Origin of the sequence: Ktedonosporobacter rubrisoli (assembly GCF_004208415.1) — a bacterium.
In the GTDB taxonomy this organism is placed as follows: domain Bacteria; phylum Chloroflexota; class Ktedonobacteria; order Ktedonobacterales; family Ktedonobacteraceae; genus Ktedonosporobacter; species Ktedonosporobacter rubrisoli.
The window spans coordinates 6,244,036-6,262,848 of the sequence record NZ_CP035758.1 but is presented as its reverse complement, the minus strand read 5'-3'; the positions used below and the strand labels follow the sequence as shown (position 1 = coordinate 6,262,848).

Here is an 18,813-nt window from a genome sequence, read left to right as displayed (position 1 = left end):
AGAGGTGCATTGTGCGACATAATGAGGTATAATAAAAGTCTGGTTTGACGATAACTTACCTCTCAAGGCTTGCTGATGGAAGATCATATGCGAACGATGGCGGAGGATGCGGCGCGTCTCCTCCTCCAGCTGTATCAAAAAGAACACCCGGATTGGCACGATAATAAGACACCTCTTGATGAGCTAGTAAGCTGGCTCGGCTTGCAGGTGGCAACGTTTCATCCTAATGATTATCCCCAGGGCACGTATGGCTTTATGGACCCTGATGAGGATGAAAGCTTAATCTGGTTGCGCCGTGATCTGCCTGAGTCATTCCGCCGCTTTACGCTGGCTCACGAACTAGGACATGCCATTTTGCACTGCCAGGTCAATGAGCGCATACGTAGCGTGCTGGGAGAAGATTTGCGGCTGCAGATCGAGGCCGAACAGCTTGACGGTATATCTCACGAGCTGCCCGAACTCTCGCGCCTTGATCCCTGCCACGATTATGATGTGCAGGAGGATATGGCGGGCTTAATCGATCGGGAGCAATTTCAGGAAGCGTTAGGGATCGGCGAGAGCTATGATCCGCGCAGTCAGCGCGAGCTTGCAGCTAACATCTTTGCTTCAGAACTGCTTATGCCCATGGCGCGTATACGCGAGCTCTATCTGAATGCGCGGTATTCGCCTAAGGAGCTGGCCAGCCGTTTTGCCGTCTCTAGCTCGGCCATGCTTAATCGCCTGGCTGGATTGCTCAAGCCCGTGCTCTCGCCGCCTGAGCCCGTCGCCGTGCCAGCTTTGGACCTTCCGGCTAATCCCTCAGCGGCGATTGCTAAGAAGCAGTATGATGAGTTTCAGCGCGCGGCAATCGAGGCTCCCACGCCGGCTTTGATTGTGGCGGGTCCGGGAAGCGGGAAAACTAGTACGCTCATTGGGCGTGTGGAATATATTATTAATACGCTGGCTGTGCCACCCGCGCAGATTCTGGCCCTGACCTTCTCGCGGAAAGCTGCACGTGAGATGGAGGAGCGCTTGCAGGGCGTGCTTGCTGGCCCGGTGCCTACGGTCAGCACGTTTCATGCCTTCTGTGCTAACCTGTTGCGCCAGTATGGTACCTATGTCGGCTTGCGGCCGGATTTTATGCTTATCGACGAGGCCGAGGGTTATTTCCTGCTGCGCCAGGTTGCCAATGATTTGCGCTTGCGCCATTATCAAATGCTGCACGCCCCGGCATATTATTTTCCAGATATGCTCAAGGCCATCTCGCGTGCGCGCGATGAACTGATCTCCCCACAAGAATACGAGCGCCTGGCTCGCACTATGCTTGAGAAGGCTCAGAGCGAGGAAGAGGTACAGGAGGCCGAGAAGTCTCTGGAAGTGGCGCATGTCTACGCGCTTTATCAGGCAGCTTTGGAGCGCCGAGGCGATACCGATTTTGGCGGCTTGCTGACCTTAAGCATTCAACTTTTGCAGCGCAATCCTGCCATCTTGCAGGTCCAGCAACAGCAGTTTCAGCATATTCTTGTCGATGAATTTCAAGATGTCAATCGTGCCAGTAGCGTACTGCTGCGCGTCCTGGCCGGCGAAGAGCGGCGCGTCTGGGTTGTGGGGGACGCCAATCAGGCCATCTATAGTTTTCGCGGCGCCTCGCCCGCCAATATCAGCCAGTTTGAGGTTGATTTTCCTGGCGCGCTCGTTCTGCCTCTCAGCCGCAATTATCGTTCGCGCCCAGATCTCGTGGCCATCGCTGAATCTTTCCGCTTGCACCAGCTGGAACTTGGTGAGGAGCCCGGCAAGAATCAGCCGGTCAGGCTTACGCATGCCGAAGCCTATGTTACCCTGGCCCAGGCCGAAGATGAGGCCAGCGAGCTATACGGCCTGATCCAGGATATTCGGAGCAGGCGTGCCCAGGGCTATGCCTATCAAGATATGGCCATTCTCTGCCGCACGCGGGCGCAGGCGCGCAAGCTCACGCGTGTGCTGGCTGCGCTAGGTCTTCCTGTCCTGGAGAGAGGCAGCTTGCTGGAGCAGGAGCATGTGAAGGATGTGCTCTCGCTAATCCTGCTTCTTACCAATCCGGCTGGCATGGGCCTTGTGCGCGCAGCCCGTCAGCCCGAGCATCAGTTGAGCCGCGACGATCTGGAAACTCTGCTCATCACCGCTCGCGAGCAAAGAGTGGCACCCATGACCCTGGTGATGACTGCTGAGCTCCCGCCAACGATAAGTGAATCTGGCCGTCAGGCGCTCAAGCGCCTTGCCGATGTTCTGCAGAGCCTGCTTCACGCGCCTGATATGTGGACCTTGCTTGCGCAGTATCTCTTGCTGGAGACGAGCCTGATTCGGGATCAGTTGCGGCTCGTGGGTCAGCCCCAGGATAGCACCTTGCTGGCTGACTATGATCGGCTTTTGCAACTGGCTCACCACTATGATCAGCAGCGCACGCATACAGAGCAGCAGGCTCCGGCTCAGCAAGAAGAGCTCTCGGCCGTCACGGCTCTGGTAGAGCATGCTCGTGGCTTCCTTGAATATTTGAGCCTGCTGGTCTTGCTCCGCCAGGATGGCAACGGACGTCAGGGCGTAGAAGGTGGCGAGGGAGAAGCGCAGGATATCTTGCGCGTGATGACGGTGCATGCCAGCAAAGGCCTGGAGTTTCCTGTCGTCTATATGCCGGGCCTGGCTCAATATCGCTTCCCTATTCAGCCGCGCCCTGAACCCATATCCCATCCGCGCGGCATGCTGCCGGCAGAAAGCGTGGGCAACGCGGCGCACGAAAGCGGCGAGGCCTGCCTGTTCTATGTGGGCGTGACGCGTGCCCGCGATCAACTTGTACTTAGCTATAGCGAGCATTATGGTAAGCGTAAGTATGCACCCTCGCCCTATCTTATTGCTCTCGAAGCCGGCCTGCCCGAGGAGCGCCTGACAAAATTATACTGGCGCATGCCTGCGGAAAATGAGTTGCCAGCGGCCGAGCGTCAAGTGATCAGCTCTCTGCAGCCCAGCCAGCGCTTTATTGAGGCCATGGGACCTGCTACGGTCACGGCTTCCTCCCTTGAAGCTTATCAACGCTGTCCGCGCCAATATGTCTACAGTTCCCTCTACCATTTCTCGCCCGACGACGACGCCTATCGGCTCTTCTGGCAAGCGACTTTACGTACTGTCGATGAGCTGCGCCGCCAGATGCAGGCCAGCGAGGAGAATGAGGAAAGCAGACAGCGAACTCCTCAGGAGGCCTATACGCTTTATACCCGGCACTGGCAGGCCTTAGGTGGCCATACGCTGCCTTTTGCCCCCATGTATGAGGCTCATGGTCGCGAGGTAGTCGAGGCGCTACAACATACGCTGAGCGCGCAAGAAGATGTGCAGTGGAACGTCTACTCGGATTTCAACGTAGATGTGGATGGTAAGACTGTACGCGTCACTGTCGATCGCGTCGAGCAGTCCATGCAGAGCGCGCCTGTCAAATTTGTGCGCGCGCGTTTTGGCAAGCGCAAGGATAAGCCGAAGGCAGAGCTGCGTGAGTTTCTCTATGCGCTGGCTTATCGGCAGATGTATCCTGGTCAGAACGTCGAGCTGCACAGCCATAATATGAGCACAGGCGAAACTGTACCGATCACTTTGAGCCCACGCAAAGAGCAGGGCTTGCAGAAAAAGGTTAAACAGAGCATCGAGGGCCTTGAGCGCAACGAGTACCCGGCCCAGCCAGCCGACCCGTATCGCTGCCCCTCCTGTCCCTTCTTCTTCATCTGTCCCGCCTAGCCCCTGGGCCAGAAATCACCATATTCGACATCCCAGAAACGGGATTGCAAAGGGCAAGCCCTTTGCCGGGGTTTGGGGCCGAGCCCCAAAAACCCTTCTCTCCGGCCCCGAAACCACTTTTTTCTTTGGGGAAGGGAAAAGAACCTCTGCTGGCAGGCAGTAAAGCAAAAAGAGCCGCTCAGGGCCGGAAATACTTTGCGCAACTTGCCTGTTTGATACTATACTAGAAGATCTAGATAGAGAGAAGCCCTGATCTGTTGAAGGAGAAGCATATGGAAGATCGAACCATCCTGCACGAAATAGAAAAGCTCGTCAACGAAGAGCACGAGCTCATGCAGAAAGCCGAAGAAGGAACATTAGAAGGCGATAAACATGAGCGCATGAAAGCCCTGGAAGTAAACCTCGATCGCTGCTGGGACCTGCTACGCCAGCGCCGGGCCCGGCGCTCTGCCGGCCTGAACCCCGAAGATGCAAAAGTGCGCGACGAAGGAACCGTTGAGCACTATCTACAGTAAGGCAAGCCGTATGTTATCCCCGTGGGCGACCTCTGGTAATCAACTCTGAGCTCGCCCACAAACAAGCCTATATTTCGGCCCCAATCTAACTGCTACCGGACCGGCTATTTTGCCCTGCTTAGCTGACAGGCTGGCCAGAATGAGGGATCAAGCTGCTAAGCCCTTCCTCATCCTCTATGGCTTTTAGCAAGCTATGCCTCAGGGCTTACCGTATCGGCGTAGACTCCTCGGTACTGCGGAGGAAGCATAGTAGCGATCTGGCGCATGATTTCTTCAGTCGTGTCATCGATATCCTCGCGCGTAATCTTTGGGCCTTTGGGCTTAAGCAAAATCGGCTTGCCATAGGAGATAGTAATCTCGGCCCCCAGCTTTTTCAGCGCATTTTCGCTACCCCAGATAGCAACCGGCAACACAGGCACGCCAGCGCGCAGAGCGATCATGCCCAGGCCGGCAAAACCCTTAGCCATCGTCCGAGTTGTGCTGCGCGTACCCTCGGGAAAGATAATGAACTTCTTGCCCGCCTTCAACTGCTCACTGGCTGCGCGAATGGCCTGCCGATCGGCCTCATGGCGCTTGACAGGGAACGCACCAAGAAAGCGCACCAGCCAGCCGACCTTACTATAAAAGGCCTCCTCTTTGGCCATATAGACGACCTTGCCGGGAATAAAGGCAGGAATAAGCGGGATATCCATCCAGGATAGGTGATTGGCGGCGATAATATAGGGTCCTTTACGCGGAATATTATAGCGTCCCCGCAGGCGCACGCGCGCAATCAGGGACATAACGAAGATGATCAGATAGCGCAATACCTCGTAGAATAAACGTGGAGTAGAATAGGGCTCATATAGATTTACCGTTGGCTTTTTATCCGCTCGTGCTGGCTTTCCTGCCGAGCCGTTGGTGCTCATCTCTTGCTTCATTGCTTATCCTCCACGTAATGAATAATAGCCTCTAAAACCTGTTGTATGCTTAGATGATCTGTCTCGATGACGATGGCATCCCGCGCCGCCTGCATATGGTCGCGATCTAAGTCGTCGCGCCGCTGGATATCCTTCGCGACCTCTTCAAGCGAGGGTAATGTTGAGTTATGGGAGCCCAGTTTCTCTTCCAACTCGGTATAGCGACGGCGCGCGCGCTCTCCCAGGCTGGCGGTTAAATAGATCTTCAGCTCTGCGTCGGGTAAAACGACTGCGCCGATGTCGCGGCCAACCATGACAACGTGGTCTTGCTGGGCCAGCGCGCGTTGCTGCGAAATAAGAATGCTGCGAACCTCGGGATGGGCGGAGACGATAGAAACTGCGCGCGTTACCTCTGTGCTACGAATGTCCCAGGTGATATCGCGCCCATGAACGGTAACCGTGTATTGCCGCCCATCCTTGATCTGAGGCCGACTGATCTCAATCTCTGCATGACGCGTAAGGCGTTGCAGGGCGGCCCCATCGCTAATATCGACGTGCTCATGGAGTGCGAGCCAGGCCACTGCACGATACGTCGCTCCCGTGTCAATATAGAGATAGCCCAGATGCCGGGCTAGTTGTTCACCGATTGTGCTTTTACCAGAACCTGCCGGTCCATCTATGGCGATACGCCGCGGCCCTTGCATGAATCCTCCCTTTTCTCTTGATAAATAAATACTGATGAGGATTATATCATATCCCTATTTTTAAATCGCACTCAGCTGGCTTCTTTGCAGGCTCTAGCGCTATTGCACAACGTTTGTAGCTGAACTCTGTAAAGCTCTATGCGCGTGATCTGACTGCGAATAAATATGCCTGCAGGTTTTTTTGAGCCGCAACTAATCAAGACTTTTTGTCCTGGCGGGTCTTCTATTCTCTCTAGAACACGACTTCTATCCTCCCCTTTGTGACATTTTTCGGCTTCGCCCCGCCGTCTTCTGGCTGAGCTTTGTGGTATCTCTGCTTGACAAAATACTAGTCTGTCAAGGATCGCGTTCTTCCCTGGCTGCTGCAGGCAGCGCACTCGTCAATCTCTGCTTGACAAAACACTACCTCAAAATAAGACTAATAAAAGACTAAAGTAAGTCTATTGCTTGACAAAAATAGTAAAGTTGAAAAATTTTGTATAGTTGCTAAATTCCTATTAATCTAGACTAGATACAAATATTAGATATTGTATGTTATAATGCTTCTTGTGAGATACATTTTGCGTGCTATTTGGACCCCTGGGTTTATTAGAGCAACGGGCGCGAGATGTATCTTATATCTCATCAATACCCTCGGAATTTTTCATTTTTGTGCTGCAAAGGAAGAGGGACAAAATTTGGCTAGTTTGAGCTCTTTGCTTGCAAAGAAAAAAGGGATTTTTACGCTTGATGTGCAAGGAGGATATTATGAGCGAGACGATGAGACAGGCGCCACGTCGGCGCCCGCTTGGCGTGACGATTATCTCGGTACTGGTTATCGCCGGTGGCCTGATTTCGCTAGGGTTTAGCATTGTTGGTATAGTGGCATTAAGCGCGGCCCTCTCGATGGCCGCGAGCCTTCCCGGCAATATGATGAGTGAAGTTATCAGTCCCTGGCTGTTTTTCCTCTTAGGCTTGGCGATTGTTTTAGCTCTGGCAGATCTGGTTTTGGGTCTGGGGCTGTGGATGCTGAAGTCCTGGGCCTACTGGATAACTATCGTATTGCACTGCATCTCTCTTGCCTTACAGGTCTTTGACTGGTCTGTCTTCCATACAAGCATCATTTCTCTGGCCACTGGCGTTGCTATCTCTGTGGTTGTCGTTGTATACCTGCTGGCGGATCGCGAGGTGCGAGAGGCTTTCCGCGTTTGAGACCTGATATCCAGGTTGCTATTATCCCGCATTTATATTTCTTGTAGCCATTGATCGTACAGCGCTGGGGCTTTCTTGAGCGGTAAAGCCGATGGGGATTGAAGAGAAGGGGGCAAGTTTCCTCTGCCTTGCCCCCTTCTCTTTTTGTTTTGTTCGACAAAGCCCCTGACCTATTTGGGGGCGCTTGCTGGTGGGGTTAATACAATGGTTATAAGAGGATGGTTGGGGCTTTCCTTCTGTGTATTAGTTTCGGCATATGAATGGCAAACGGGATGCTTTGCCTGCTCGCTAAATTCTCATAACCTCTTCAATAGGTAAAGTGCTTCGTAAACACGTATGGTATAATGCTCTTAGTGAAATATATCTTTGTGCATTATTTGAGAGCTCTTGAGGTTCTAAAAAGAATAGGTGTTCAGGCGGCGTATTCCGCTATTCACGGAGTTTTCTCGTGCTCAGCTAACTATTGTGAGGGAAAGAAAGGAGGTTCGCATCCCTTTTTTCGTTTGCACTTGCCTTTTGTCAATGCAAGATCCTGAATTTTCTGTGATTAATGCACAAAGGAGGTATTATGAGCGAAACACTGGCACAGGCACCTCGTCAACGCCCGATTGGCGTCACGATTATTGCGGTACTGGTTATCATCGCCGGCTTGATTGCCATAATTGGCGGTATTCTTGGTTTCCTGGGAATTGGCATTGCCGGGTCTCATATCCCTAAGATCCTTGATGCCATAGCGATTATCGCTCTTGTGTTATTGATCATCTTTGGCCTGGCCAATCTGATCGTGGGTTGGGGCCTGTGGACGCTGAAGGCCTGGGCGTTCTGGATAACTGTCGTGGTGGAAATTCTGACGATTGCCGATCACATCTTTGCCTGGATTTTCCATCATATTGGGACAGGTTCTTTGATCATTGATATTGTGATTCCTGTGGTTGTGGTAGTGTACCTGCTTGCGGATCGCAATGTGCGGGAGGCTTTCCGCACTTGATACGTCGTGCCCGCGTAGATTTTATCCAGCATTTATCATTGCTTTAGTTGCAAACGTTCGACCTTAAGGCTTTCTGAGAACAGACAGAAAGCTGGCGCAAAAGAAGAAGAGGGAGCAAGTTTTCTGGCTTGCTCCCTTATATTTATGAATATGGATAAGGTTACAGTCTATTTTGCCTTGCGCAAGGCCTGTACCTCGGTTTCGCTCAGGTAGCGCCACTTGCCGGGAGCCAGGCCGCTGAGATTGAGCGAGCCTATGCCGACGCGCGCCAGGCGTATTACCGGGTGGCCTACGGCTGCAAGCATGCGCCGTATCTGGCGTTTGCGCCCTTCATGGATGGTGAGGGCCAGGCGGCTCTGTGTGCCCTCTTTGCCTAGCAGGCGTACCCTGGCTGGTGCGCTTTTATGGCGCTGGCCGTCGTCTTCGGTAAAATAAACACCCTGACGTAAGGCCTGCAAGGTGGAAGGCTCGGGCTGGCCCTGTACGAGGGCCTCATAGTGCTTTTCCTGTTGATAGCGCGGATGGGTCAGTTGTAAGGCGAGCTCGCCATCATTGCTCAGCAGGAGCAGGCCGCTGGTCTCAAGGTCGAGGCGACCGATAGGATAGACGCGTTGCTGACGTAGGGCCGCTGGTAGCAGGTCCAGGACGGTTGGGCGGCCCTGTGGATCATGGACAGTGCTGAGATAGCCGGCCGGTTTGTGCAGCAAGAGATAGATGTGCTGGACAGGAGCCGCCTTTACAACTTTACCATCGACGCTGACCCGATCCGTGCGCGGATCGATGCGCGTGCCCTGCGTCGTGACAGCGGTTCCGTTTACCTTGACGCGTCCACCGGCAATCAGTTCTTCGGCATGACGGCGCGAGGCGATCCCGGCATGGGCCAGGAAGCGCGCCAGGCGTTCTCCCTGTGGGCTTGTTTGCTCTGTGTCTTTCATATAGTCATTCTTGCCGCGCTGCATACGTTGCAGCGTTTTGCGCGGCAGGTTTGTTGATAGAGATAATGTAGGCCCTGTTGCTGGCAGCTACCTTGCGGCTCTGCGCCTAATTGGAGTTGTGCGCACATGTTTCGCGTGATACGGTTCGAGGGCAGGCCTGGATGCAGCTTGTAGAGCGTGCGGGCCTGCGTACCGAGCCGGCTATCATGTTCGAGCAGCGCTATAGCGGCGGCGAAGGGCAGTACTATGTTACATATAAGTATATCAGCGCGGGCAAGACTGAGCCCGCTGCCGAGAAAGACGGCGTGTAGGGCCGATAGAAGCCTTGCTTCGGTTTGTGCGGCGTACTCATGAAATAGGCTATGGAGAGTTTGCCAGAGACCAGGAGCTTGCACGACGAGCTTGCGCAAAGCTTGCAGGCGCTGGCTATCCAGGGGCGCGGGCTGCTCAGCTCGGCCGAGCGGTTCGGGGAATTGACTGTTTGAGCCGAGAAGGCGTAGCGCGGCGGCACGAAAGATCGCGCGATCCCGACCATAGCCCAGTCCTTCTCCTATCGCGGGCAAGAGGCAGGCGTTATAGAGCTCGTCAGAGCTGGAAGCCGAGGCCGCATGTAGCTGTTCGATGAAGGCCTCAGTTTTTTGCTCAAAGCGCAACAGTCCGGCATGCTGCAAGAGGGCGCTGCGCTCCCGTGGACTGAGCGCAGGCATGACGCGCTGACAGGGCCAGAGCGCTGCCGGCTCGCTATCTGCGTTGGGGAGATCATAGAGCGAACAGGTAGGAATGCTGGCCCCGTCCTGTCGGTAGGTTGGCTTCGGATCATTGCAGATCAGCACAACATGTAAGACGACCTGATTATAGCGTGGGTCGCGCTGATGACCATGTGCCAGCCAATCGCTGCTGCGGACATGAAATTCCACATCGCCGACCAGGCGCGCACCTTCTGTGGGCTCGGCAGATTCCTCTTCAATACTCCGAGCATCCTCTTGAAGCAGGACAGCATCCCTGACGTCGGGACCAGCAGAGCCGCCGGGATGACCGGCAAAGATCAGGCGATAGTATTGCCCATCGCTCAATGGCAAGCGGCTACCTAGCGGCAATCGCCACCAGCGTTGCGCAACTTCATGCTCACGAATCTCGTTAGATTGCTCGCGCAGATAGAGCGTGCTCATGCTTGCTCCTGAGAACTATCTTGCCGATTTGGCGGCTCTTCTTGCGCAGCCTGGTCCTCAGCAGGCGTCGCATCCCACTGTGTCGCCCGCGCCTGCTCTTCCTGGTAGAGAGTAGCCAGGGCCGTATCTTCGGCGGTCTCAACCTCAGCCTCGGCCTGGCGAGCCGCACGTAGAGCGCGCTGTTCGGTCAACTGAGCTTCTGCCAGACTGTTTTGAGCCTGCAGAACATCATGCACTGCCTTCTTCAAAGCGCTCTCAGCCTCCTCGCCCACAAGCTTGCCCTCCTGAATTGCCAGGCGCACCTGAGATAGAATCTGGTCATTCTGCTCAACGAGGAGGCGAGCCTCCTGCGCGCGTACCCGGCTGGCCTCGGCCCGCGCTTCGGCCTCGGCTGCAGCAGTCGCCGCCGCATTTACAATAATCATGGCAGTAACGGCTTCAATGCTTTCATCGTCGTCATCGTCATATGCTGTATCGCCTTGACCCGTTTGCTCTAGGTGCTCGGCCTGGTTACTCTCAGCATCCTCTGTTTGTAGCTCGCTGGCCGGCTCTGCCTCAGGAGGTGAAGAGGCTTCGAGCTGACCGCTGATGTGCCGCTCGGCTTCCTCGGCCAGGCGCTCGCTCTCCTGAGCAACGGCCTGAGCCTGTTCCGCCTCTGTCTGCAACTGAGCCAGTTCCTGGAGGAGGTGACGACTTGCCCCTATGCGTTCCAGATGCGCGACGGCCTCCTGAGCGCGCTCAGCCGCTTCGCGGGCAGCTTCCTCGGCGGCCTCAGCCACTGCACGCGCCTCCATGGCTCGTAATTCCTCCTGGCTGGGCAAGCTCTCTCTAGCCAGAGAAAGGCTTTCCTCGGTCTCGGAACCCGGCTCCAGGAGAACTGCTGTTTGGGTGGGCGGAATATTGTCGGCTATGCTTGCGGAGAGTAGCGCTGCTATGCCTCCCTGGTGCTCAGGCGTAGGAGCTATTTGCTCTGTTGGTGGCTGGGTTCCCAGGCGCTGCTGAATTGCCTGCAACTTTTCGCTCAGCTGCTGCACACGCTCTGAGCGCTTTTGTAGACGTTCCTGAGCCCGTTGCAAGCGTGCCCGGGCCTTGTCCTGGGCCTCCTGAGCGCGCTGCAGGCGTTCTTGTAGAGTCTGTTCCTTTTTGTGAAGTTTCTTCTTGTCGTCTATTGCTTTATTGTGGGAAGATGATTTACGCTTGGACATAATTCTCGCTCCTCAAGATATCCGCCTCGTATTGCTGCCTTTCGCCTGCTCTTCCTGCTGCGCCGCGGCCATAGAAATGGTGCTTTGTGTGCTATCTTCAAGCTGCATGCCTCGATTGTGGCGCTTGCTTTACCCATCAGGCGGCACGTGAAATAGAATCCTCTCAATTTAGAGCATATCGCATATGCTGCTAGGATTGCAACTGGCGCGCCACCAAAACCCGAGGCCGGGCCAGACAAAAGGTAATCTCGTTTTGGGGAAGTGTGGCAGGCGCGCTATACTGGTTGTATCCATTGCAGTATGCTGAGACAGATTAAAAGAAAGGAGATTGAAACAGCTCTCAACCACCGGCCTGCCAGGTTCCACTATATCAAGGAAACCCTCTGTCGTCAATTAATTTTACTCTTAGGCAACGTATTTATATATTGGTTGCTTGGCATAATCTGATTGATATATGACAGGTAGTTATGTAGAAAGGGATTGAGGTAAATGCAACAGGATGCTCTATTTTTGCATTACCGGAGCTTTCCCGTCATCTTGCGAGGTGACAGGCTATGAAGGCATATTTTGTTACTATCAAGGCTCAGCAGGCGCGCCTACTGAACAGATCTGAACTCAGCACGATTCTAGAGAAGACCTGGTATACTCTGCCGCGCTGGTTCCCCGGTATTATCCTTGACGAGTTTATTGTGATGGCAAACTATGCGCATTTTATTTTGTGGTTCGACGCGGCAAAGGAGCACGCGCCGACCCTGAGCAGTATTCTTCGCGCTTATCAGTCGCTCACGACGCTGCAGTGGTTGCGCTATCGCGATTCTTCGAGGATGGTAGCTCCCGGGCTGCTCTGGCTCCCTGGCTATTATAGCCGTGTCATCGCTGATCCGGTTGAACTTGAAGAGCTGCGTAAGCACATTCGCGGCTTGCCCTTACAAGTTACTCTACCGTTGCAGACAACCGGTACGCGTGTTGTAGTGGGGTGCTAGTCACTGCGGAGGCGCGCTATGCTGGCCCGCCTCCGCTCAGGTATGACCTCTCGTATTCCTCCCTCTTCCATAAAGGTCAATTATTCTTGCCATTTCCATCGATTTGTGCAATTTGCCCAAAAAATATGTCTCAAAATTTGTGCAATTTATCAAAAAAGGCCCATTTTGGTGTAGCGGAAATCAGTCAAGCGAGGGCTAAGATGAGAGGAAAAATGGCGAGTAGGTAAAATGTAAGAAAAATTTTTGTGCGCCCAAAATAAGTGCTCTGCGGGCTTCCGTAGCGCTAAAACTTAGCGTATTATAGATATGCGAGCAGCACCGCTAGCCGCTAGAAATAATTGGTGCGGGCTCCTGATAAGTGGCAAGTATCTCAACAAACAACGTAGTTGTAAGCAAAGAGAGCTCAAAGAGGAGTGCGCAAATGGAGAAACGAGACGATATGAAAATTGGACGTTATCGAACCTGGATCGAAAATGGTACCCTGAAGCTATACGGTCACGAAGTTGGCGCAGCCAGCAGCACGATTTGCAGCCTTGACGCCGAGGAAGCCATGGGACTGCTAGAGATGTTGTCCCAACATCGAGAAGAGTTTAATCAGGCCCTCTACCTTCACGAGAGTCAGCATGCTTTGCAGCAGCAGCAAACAGCGCGCTGGTAGCGAGCCAGGGACCTGGCAGCCTCGGCGCAAAGACAATGACCGTATGATCCCTTGGTCTGACTGGCGAAAATCTCCCTTGCCGGGCGATAAACTGAGCGTCACCCCATAGTCGTTCTTCTCTAGGCGGCAAATGTGGTGACGCTACTTTATATATGGGCCTGGCAACCTTCCCTCTCCGTTGGGTACGCATAACTCCTCTCCTGGATGGTGAAAAAAGGAAGAAGATCGATATCTATATGAAATAGGAAGAAGCCCTATTTGCGTTGTCATAAGCAGAATATTCGTGGTACAGTGGACAGAAAGAACGGGAAGTCAGAAAGAGAGGAAAATATGTCTCAGTTGGATACCGCTACTCTGGCCGGAGGCTGCTTCTGGTGTACAGAAGCAATTTTCCAGCGCCTCAAAGGTGTGAATGCCGTTATACCGGGCTATGCCTCATCCAAGGTTCCCGATCCTTCATACAAGGATGTGTGTAGCGGGAGGACAGGAGCCGCGGAAGCAGTTCAGATCATATATGACCCCTCGATCATTTCTTATGATAAGTTGCTAGAGATTTTCTGGCATTTGCATGATCCAACAACGCTTAATAGGCAGGGCAATGATGTAGGGACACAGTACCGTTCAGCAGTTTATTATCGTAATGATGAGCAAAAACAAGTTGCGCTGGCTGTAAAGAAAGATATTGAGAAATCAGGCATCTATAGAGATCCTATCGTGACTGAGATTTCGCCCTTTATTAACTTCTATCCGGCTGAGGATTATCATCGAGATTACTACGACCGCAATCGCGCACAGCCCTATTGTATGTTTGTGATTGAGCCCAAGGTGCAGAAGTTATTGAAGGAATATAGTCGAGATTTGCAACAGAGTTAATGCCGGGTAGAGGGTTGGTTGCCTGGTATGGCTGAGCTCTGCGTGGCTTCTTAAGAGGTTTTAGGGCCGGGAAGGGATTACTTGTCCTGAGAACAGGAGAATCTCTTCCCGGTTTTTGCGTACTTAGTGCTCAGGCTTGCGCCACACGCCGCGCTCATGCAGCAGATCTATCTGCTTCTGCAAAACTTTCTCGCGGTACTCGGCGTGTTTCATAGGTTCGCGCTTAAGATAGAGATTCTTAGGATAGATTGGCTGCTCATAGAGCATCTGGTAGAGCTCGGTGCGCAGATCTTTGAGCCAGTTATCCCATTGTGCGCGGGCCCGATGATCGCGCATAGCTTCTATATCGATCACGCCGCCTACATAGGTTGAGCAACCTCCGTACTCCTGACTGCCGACGATCTGTCCTTTATAGTTGATGATGTAAGAATGCCCACCAAAGGTGTCGATGGCGGTATCATCCTCGGGCAAAAGGTAATAGGTTCCCATATTGGGGGCAACTACATACATATTATTGTCAAGGGCGCGGGCTCGGCTCTGGATCTCGAATATCTCATTGCCAGTGGCAGGGTGTGGATACGAGGCGCGATAGACTACTTCGGCGCCGTTGAGGGCCAGGGCTCGCGCATTCTCGGGATACGATCCTTCATTGGCCATCATAATGCCCAGGCGCCCAATCTCAGTATCGACGACAGGCCAGAAGGCATCAAGGTTCTTGCCGTAGCGCTCAATCCACCAGTCGTAGATGTCGTGCGGGCAGACTGAGTGCTCGACGGGGAAGAGGGGCGATACTTTATAATGCTGGAGAATTACCTCACCTTCCGGGTTGAGGATAAAGCCAACGTTGAAGTAGCGGTCCTTGATTTCAGGGTGATGGGCCTTGGCCTGGGCCATGATAAAGGCCTTGTATTGGCGAGCAATCTTGCCAAGGGCTTCGGTCTCGGGACCAGGAATATCAATGGCGCACTCGCGGGCAAACTCGACGTGATCAAGATCGAGCACTTCGTCGTTAAAACCCTGAAGCGCGCCTTCGGGGAAGGCTATCAGCCGGACCGGGAGATCCAGGCTTGAGAGCCAGGAGGCAGCTTTGACCAGGTGGGAGAGATGGTCAAGATTGCGCTGGATGTCGGCGCGTGTACGAATGCCCCTTACTGTGGGTATGAGGCCGACTGCGGTGTAAGGCTTAACCATGTGTTGTTCCTTCTATCGCATTCTATTACATCAGAAACGCTATCCTGATAGTTACAAGATAGTCCAGGCTATTACCTTCGGTCAAGGCTTCCTGCTCGCCTTCACTTGCTTTTTTCGCTGCCTCTTACCTCCAAAAAGCTTTTAATCTGCACGGGAAGCAGCCTGCGGAGATCGACAAGGGAATCTATACAGGAGATCTTTTGGCGAACTGCAAATTCCCTGGCAAGATTTCGGCAAATTCAACCCACAAAAATAGACAATCGATACGTTTCTATGAATAGCTGCACTAAATTTGAAAGATTACATTAAATTACTTTTACTGCTAGCTTGATAATTTAGTTGCGAATTGTAAAATGTAGGATATAATTAATTTTTATTGCTTGTTTGATTGAAAAATACACAGAATGTTGTATATAGCAAAAGCAAGCAAGAGAAGAAGTAAAGCGTCTATTTACAAACTTCATACGAGCAGGCTGCCCGAAGGAGAGCAATCGTGAAAGATGCCTTAAGCGCTGGAACCATGGAGGGAGCTTTTGCAAGCAGTATTCGTAGGCTGAAAAATGTATTTGAGGCTATAGAGACATTTCTCGCTAAAATCTCGCGGGTTTTGCAGCGGGGAACTGGCCTTATCATTTGTGCCGGTGGCCTTGGTGCATTGATTGGCTGGTTGCTCGTCACGGTGCGGCCAGATCCGTTGGGAACTGCCTGGAGCCTGGGCGTCTGGCTGGTTGTCATCGGTGCATTTATACTTATCGTTGGGATATTAGCGCTAGCTACTCAGTATATTCTACGCATAGGTATGATCGGACAGTATGGCATCATCATCTTCTTATTGGGAGCTCTGGTCCTGATGGCGGGGGCTCTTGCTGTAGATTTATTTATCCTGCCCTGGATCGCGCGGCTGTTTGCCCAGTTTCCCAACCTCGGCTCTGTCCTGCAGAGCGGTTATAATACGGTCCAGAACGGCGTCAATGGCACTACCTCCACAATAGTGAATACTGGCTCCGACATTTGTAATAAGATCGCCAATCCCTTTGGCGGAAACAATCCTTGCCCGACGAGTTCCGCGCCCGTCGTACCTTCGCAAAATGTTCCTTCCTTGAGCGTCGATGACGTGCTGGCCAGGATTGGCTTGCCCCCTATTAGCACGCTTGGTGCGCTGGGAGTAATTTTTCTATCGGGAGCGCCTCTTGCCCCTGGCTGTCTGCTCGTTGGCATAGCTTTTTTGCTGGCCGGCGTGCGGCCCCGCTCGGCCCTTTTCCTCTTGATAGTTGCGGCCCTGCTCAACCTTGGTGGTCAATTTCTTCTGCATATTGCCTTCCTTGGTCCATTCCTTGGTGTTTTGCTTTACCTGGCCCTGGCCTGGTTCGGCTTTACCCTCTGGTCCCCCTGGAAACTTCCCCGGCTTGGGTAGCTCCTCTGGTTGAGGAGGCCGCTGTCCCTGTAGGGTCGTCAATTGTAGGCCTGGTAGCTTGTAGGGTAACAAATTAGTGATCTACTGGTAGGCTTAAGAAGAAAAAGGAGTATCGAATGTACGACATTATTACTACGACCCCAGACGATAAAGTAGTCATGGCGGCGATTAACGTTATTGTCGGCGGCGGCTCGGGAGTGATTCCGGCGCCAGCTGGAAACTATGTGCTCACCGTGCCTGGCTCGGAGCCCCATAAAGCGGGAGATGGCGGGGCAACACAGAGCATCCTGGTGATTGTCGGGCATGGCTCGGCAACTGCTCTGAGTAAGTCAAAGGATTGGTCAACTTACAAGAGCGAGTTCTCCGGGGCGAGCATTAGTTGGTCAAAAAAGACAAGCGTGTATATTGTGGCCTGCAAGACCGCATCCCCAACGAAAGAAGAGAGCTATTTCTTCTATCAAAATTTCGCTAAAACTGTCAAAAAGGATTTTCCCGAGGCCACTGTCTGGGCCTCCGAAAGCAACGTGGGTTCGAAGAGTCTTAGCGGCGATTGGACTAAAGTTGAATAAGGATCAGGAGATACGTAGACAACATGAGTAATAAAGGCAGAGAAAGTAAAGGTATCAAATACGCTACAAGCGAAGCTGAAGCTAAAGAAGTCCTTGAAGAGCAGGAAGAGTATGCGCTTTTGACCCCTGCAGAGCAGGAAACAGCTATTAATGTGGCCAGGGATAAGACGCAGGGAGTCAAGGATGCCGTCAAGTTTATCGGCGACTATCTGTCTCAGGAACGCTCAGCGCAAAAGAAGCAGGCTCGGCAGCTGCAGGCCACGGCAGACCTGAATGCTATGGCTGCGGTGTTCCCGGCGGGCGGCCTGGCCCAGGCAATCCTTGCGGCAGCTGCTTCCGGCTATGTTGGATTGGAGGCGAATGTCTCGGCGGCGGGAGACCAGCGTGCTGCAGATATTGCTACGGCGCGAGCTCAGTGGCAAACCGCAGTGAATAATGGCCAGTTCCCTGCCGCGATTACCAATGTCCATACTTTCCCTCCCGAGAACAAGGCCATTCAGGGCAAGGGAAACCAGGGGGATACCCTGGCTAAGCGCTTCTGGCAGGCGAATTTTATCTCAACCTGGCATGGACGAACTATAAACGTGCATGTCGATCTTGATAAGCGGGATATCCCTAAGTAATGAGATAACTCGCTACGCTTGAAATAGCTATTTCGGGCTAGAAACTATATACGACTGACGGACCCTCCTGTTCAGTTGGGAGCCTCTCCGGAGAGAGCTGGATTTCTCCTGGAGAGGCTTCCTGTTGTATTTCCTCCGCGTATTGTTTAGTAGAACGTATTTTGGAAATGGCCACGAAGCAAGAGCATGGATCGCTTCTGCCGGCCTTCTCGTACATATTGAGCTATTTCGGCCTGTTTGCTAAGCAGGACCCCGCCAGGAAATATGTGGTGCAAAAGGGGTACGTTGTCTTGGACAAATACGCAATTTGTCCACTGAGCGTTGCACAGAATTAGCGGCAAACGTAAATAAGATAAGCCACTGCTCTTGATAAAGCTTGCTTGCTGATTTCACGTGCATACTAAATCAAGACACGGAATACCTATTATTGCCTCGTCTTTAATAGGAAGATATTTTAAACAGGGTCGCTGCATCTTTAATTCAGCATCCTTTTTATGATGGTAAGCTCAGCATATAAAGAGGAGACCCATAGCATGGATAAGGATAATATAATAGACGAAGATAAAATAATAGCTGATAAGATACAAGCAATGTCGCCTAAGCTCTTCCGAAGAGGAATATTGATTGGGCTAGTACCCTTTGAGCTCGATCTCGTGGCCATTGCCATTTACATTGGTCTGGGTTTTCTTTTTCCCTGGCCGCTATCCGAAATGAGTTTGCTCAGTTTTCCTATAGCAGAGCTAGCTTGCCTGTTCTATGTGGTAGAAGCCTACGGGCTCATGCTTCCCTCCATTCTCTCAAAGACAAGGTATTCGATGGGGGCAGGCCTTTTGCTCGGCCTCTGCCCGGCCTTTCTCCTATCCTTTATTGGCGCTATCTGCTTCCTGGTGATGCTTGGCGTTGCGCAGGCTGTTCAACAGATACGCTGGTGGTTTGTAGTCTATCTTGTGGTGGTAGGAGGGGTACCGCTTATCCTTGCGCTTATCCTCAAGCGGAGGCAAAAGAAGCAGATAAGGTCCTGCTATTCCTGTGCGTGCTTTGCCGCAGGCAAAAACGAAAATTGCCAGGGATGATTAGGAAGACCTTTTGAATAGGACAAATGCACCATTAATTCAGCCTCCTTCTTGGTTATAGTAAGTTCAGCCAAATAAAAAAGGAGAC

17 protein-coding genes are annotated in these 18,813 nt (G+C 52.7%); 11 read left to right on the top strand and 6 right to left on the bottom strand.

The features are described 5' to 3' along the window. Nucleotides 1-87 precede the first annotated feature (87 nt). Together EPA93_RS27185 and EPA93_RS27180 are read left to right on the top strand one after the other, a co-directional pair. Nucleotides 88-3,735 (top strand): UvrD-helicase domain-containing protein, encoded by a 3,648-nt coding sequence (locus tag EPA93_RS27185; RefSeq protein ID WP_165423422.1) that lies wholly within the window; start codon nucleotides 88-90, stop codon nucleotides 3,733-3,735. Between the two features lie 272 nt (nucleotides 3,736-4,007). Beyond that, complete coding sequence (locus tag EPA93_RS27180) at nucleotides 4,008-4,250, top strand: DUF2630 family protein (protein WP_129890519.1); 243 nt, start codon at nucleotides 4,008-4,010, stop codon at nucleotides 4,248-4,250. Nucleotides 4,251-4,441: 191 nt separating this feature from the next. Here the strand turns inward: EPA93_RS27180 and EPA93_RS27175 are convergent, their stop codons facing one another. Beyond that, a complete protein-coding gene (locus EPA93_RS27175; protein WP_129890518.1) occupies nucleotides 4,442-5,170 on the bottom strand; it encodes a lysophospholipid acyltransferase family protein in 729 nt (242 codons plus the stop codon). After that, nucleotides 5,167-5,853, bottom strand: coding sequence for a (d)CMP kinase (gene cmk, locus EPA93_RS27170; protein ID WP_129890517.1), 687 nt, complete (start codon nucleotides 5,851-5,853; stop codon nucleotides 5,167-5,169). The genes EPA93_RS27175 and cmk overlap by 4 nt, the downstream gene beginning before the upstream one ends. 747 nt (nucleotides 5,854-6,600) lie before the next feature. Here cmk and EPA93_RS27165 point away from each other — a divergent pair. Together EPA93_RS27165 and EPA93_RS27160 are read left to right on the top strand one after the other, a co-directional pair. Beyond that, the gene (locus tag EPA93_RS27165; protein WP_165423421.1) at nucleotides 6,601-7,044 is read left to right on the top strand and encodes a DUF2127 domain-containing protein; all 444 of its coding nucleotides are present in this window, start codon (nucleotides 6,601-6,603) and stop codon (nucleotides 7,042-7,044) included. Between the two features lie 568 nt (nucleotides 7,045-7,612). Further along, nucleotides 7,613-8,032 (top strand): DUF2127 domain-containing protein, encoded by a 420-nt coding sequence (locus tag EPA93_RS27160; protein WP_165423420.1) that lies wholly within the window; start codon nucleotides 7,613-7,615, stop codon nucleotides 8,030-8,032. A 167-nt stretch (nucleotides 8,033-8,199) separates the two neighbouring features. Here EPA93_RS27160 and EPA93_RS27155 read toward each other — a convergent pair whose 3' ends face one another. From EPA93_RS27155 to EPA93_RS27145, 3 genes are read right to left on the bottom strand one after another with little or no spacing between them, the layout of a single operon-like run. Further along, nucleotides 8,200-8,967 (bottom strand): pseudouridine synthase, encoded by a 768-nt coding sequence (locus EPA93_RS27155; protein ID WP_129890514.1) that lies wholly within the window; start codon nucleotides 8,965-8,967, stop codon nucleotides 8,200-8,202. Next, complete coding sequence (locus EPA93_RS27150) at nucleotides 8,964-10,136, bottom strand: DUF2851 family protein (RefSeq protein WP_129890513.1); 1,173 nt, start codon at nucleotides 10,134-10,136, stop codon at nucleotides 8,964-8,966. The genes EPA93_RS27155 and EPA93_RS27150 overlap by 4 nt, the downstream gene beginning before the upstream one ends. Continuing rightward, on the bottom strand, nucleotides 10,133-11,341 hold the full coding sequence (locus EPA93_RS27145; RefSeq protein WP_129890512.1) for a coiled-coil domain-containing protein: 1,209 nt from the start codon (nucleotides 11,339-11,341) through the stop codon (nucleotides 10,133-10,135). The genes EPA93_RS27150 and EPA93_RS27145 overlap by 4 nt, the downstream gene beginning before the upstream one ends. Nucleotides 11,342-11,895: 554 nt before the next feature. Here EPA93_RS27145 and EPA93_RS27140 point away from each other — a divergent pair. From EPA93_RS27140 to msrA, 3 genes are all read left to right on the top strand, one after another. Beyond that, nucleotides 11,896-12,324, top strand: coding sequence for a hypothetical protein (locus tag EPA93_RS27140; protein WP_129890511.1), 429 nt, complete (start codon nucleotides 11,896-11,898; stop codon nucleotides 12,322-12,324). Between the two features lie 421 nt (nucleotides 12,325-12,745). Continuing rightward, nucleotides 12,746-12,982 carry a hypothetical protein gene (locus EPA93_RS27135; protein WP_129890510.1) on the top strand — a complete coding sequence of 79 codons (237 nt, stop codon included), beginning with the start codon at nucleotides 12,746-12,748 and terminating at the stop codon, nucleotides 12,980-12,982. Nucleotides 12,983-13,312: 330 nt separating this feature from the next. Continuing rightward, entirely contained in the window at nucleotides 13,313-13,855 is a 543-nt protein-coding gene (msrA, locus tag EPA93_RS27130; protein ID WP_129890509.1) for a peptide-methionine (S)-S-oxide reductase MsrA, read from the top strand. Nucleotides 13,856-13,978: 123 nt separating this feature from the next. Here msrA and EPA93_RS27125 read toward each other — a convergent pair whose 3' ends face one another. Continuing rightward, the gene (locus tag EPA93_RS27125; RefSeq protein ID WP_129890508.1) at nucleotides 13,979-15,046 is read right to left on the bottom strand and encodes a nitrilase-related carbon-nitrogen hydrolase; all 1,068 of its coding nucleotides are present in this window, start codon (nucleotides 15,044-15,046) and stop codon (nucleotides 13,979-13,981) included. A 493-nt stretch (nucleotides 15,047-15,539) separates the two neighbouring features. On the opposite strand from EPA93_RS27125, the gene EPA93_RS27120 reads away from it, so the two are divergent. The 4 genes from EPA93_RS27120 to EPA93_RS27105 all read left to right on the top strand — a co-directional run bounded on the left by EPA93_RS27120 (nucleotide 15,540) and on the right by EPA93_RS27105 (nucleotide 18,725). Beyond that, on the top strand, nucleotides 15,540-16,460 hold the full coding sequence (locus tag EPA93_RS27120) for a hypothetical protein (protein ID WP_129890507.1): 921 nt from the start codon (nucleotides 15,540-15,542) through the stop codon (nucleotides 16,458-16,460). 116 nt (nucleotides 16,461-16,576) lie between these two features. Continuing rightward, nucleotides 16,577-17,029 carry a hypothetical protein gene (locus EPA93_RS27115; RefSeq protein WP_129890506.1) on the top strand — a complete coding sequence of 151 codons (453 nt, stop codon included), beginning with the start codon at nucleotides 16,577-16,579 and terminating at the stop codon, nucleotides 17,027-17,029. A 23-nt stretch (nucleotides 17,030-17,052) separates the two neighbouring features. Beyond that, nucleotides 17,053-17,652: a hypothetical protein gene (locus EPA93_RS27110; protein WP_129890505.1), complete on the top strand. Its 600-nt coding sequence runs from the start codon at nucleotides 17,053-17,055 to the stop codon at nucleotides 17,650-17,652. A 533-nt stretch (nucleotides 17,653-18,185) separates the two neighbouring features. Next, nucleotides 18,186-18,725, top strand: coding sequence for a hypothetical protein (locus tag EPA93_RS27105; protein ID WP_129890504.1), 540 nt, complete (start codon nucleotides 18,186-18,188; stop codon nucleotides 18,723-18,725). Nucleotides 18,726-18,813: the final 88 nt, after the last annotated feature.

Bases quoted from the DNA above. Each gene is read 5' to 3' on its own strand.
- EPA93_RS27185 (WP_165423422.1), top strand. From the start codon at position 88: ATGCGAACGATGGCGGAGGATGCGGCGCGTCTCCTCCTCCAGCTGTAT.
- EPA93_RS27180 (WP_129890519.1), top strand. From the start codon at position 4,008: ATGGAAGATCGAACCATCCTGCACGAAATAGAAAAGCTCGTCAACGAA.
- EPA93_RS27175 (WP_129890518.1), bottom strand. From the start codon at position 5,170: ATGAAGCAAGAGATGAGCACCAACGGCTCGGCAGGAAAGCCAGCACGA.
- cmk (WP_129890517.1), bottom strand. From the start codon at position 5,853: ATGCAAGGGCCGCGGCGTATCGCCATAGATGGACCGGCAGGTTCTGGT.
- EPA93_RS27165 (WP_165423421.1), top strand. From the start codon at position 6,601: ATGAGCGAGACGATGAGACAGGCGCCACGTCGGCGCCCGCTTGGCGTG.
- EPA93_RS27160 (WP_165423420.1), top strand. From the start codon at position 7,613: ATGAGCGAAACACTGGCACAGGCACCTCGTCAACGCCCGATTGGCGTC.
- EPA93_RS27155 (WP_129890514.1), bottom strand. From the start codon at position 8,967: ATGAAAGACACAGAGCAAACAAGCCCACAGGGAGAACGCCTGGCGCGC.
- EPA93_RS27150 (WP_129890513.1), bottom strand. From the start codon at position 10,136: ATGAGCACGCTCTATCTGCGCGAGCAATCTAACGAGATTCGTGAGCAT.
- EPA93_RS27145 (WP_129890512.1), bottom strand. From the start codon at position 11,341: ATGTCCAAGCGTAAATCATCTTCCCACAATAAAGCAATAGACGACAAG.
- EPA93_RS27140 (WP_129890511.1), top strand. From the start codon at position 11,896: ATGAAGGCATATTTTGTTACTATCAAGGCTCAGCAGGCGCGCCTACTG.
- EPA93_RS27135 (WP_129890510.1), top strand. From the start codon at position 12,746: ATGGAGAAACGAGACGATATGAAAATTGGACGTTATCGAACCTGGATC.
- msrA (WP_129890509.1), top strand. From the start codon at position 13,313: ATGTCTCAGTTGGATACCGCTACTCTGGCCGGAGGCTGCTTCTGGTGT.
- EPA93_RS27125 (WP_129890508.1), bottom strand. From the start codon at position 15,046: ATGGTTAAGCCTTACACCGCAGTCGGCCTCATACCCACAGTAAGGGGC.
- EPA93_RS27115 (WP_129890506.1), top strand. From the start codon at position 16,577: ATGTACGACATTATTACTACGACCCCAGACGATAAAGTAGTCATGGCG.
- EPA93_RS27110 (WP_129890505.1), top strand. From the start codon at position 17,053: ATGAGTAATAAAGGCAGAGAAAGTAAAGGTATCAAATACGCTACAAGC.
- EPA93_RS27105 (WP_129890504.1), top strand. From the start codon at position 18,186: ATGGATAAGGATAATATAATAGACGAAGATAAAATAATAGCTGATAAG.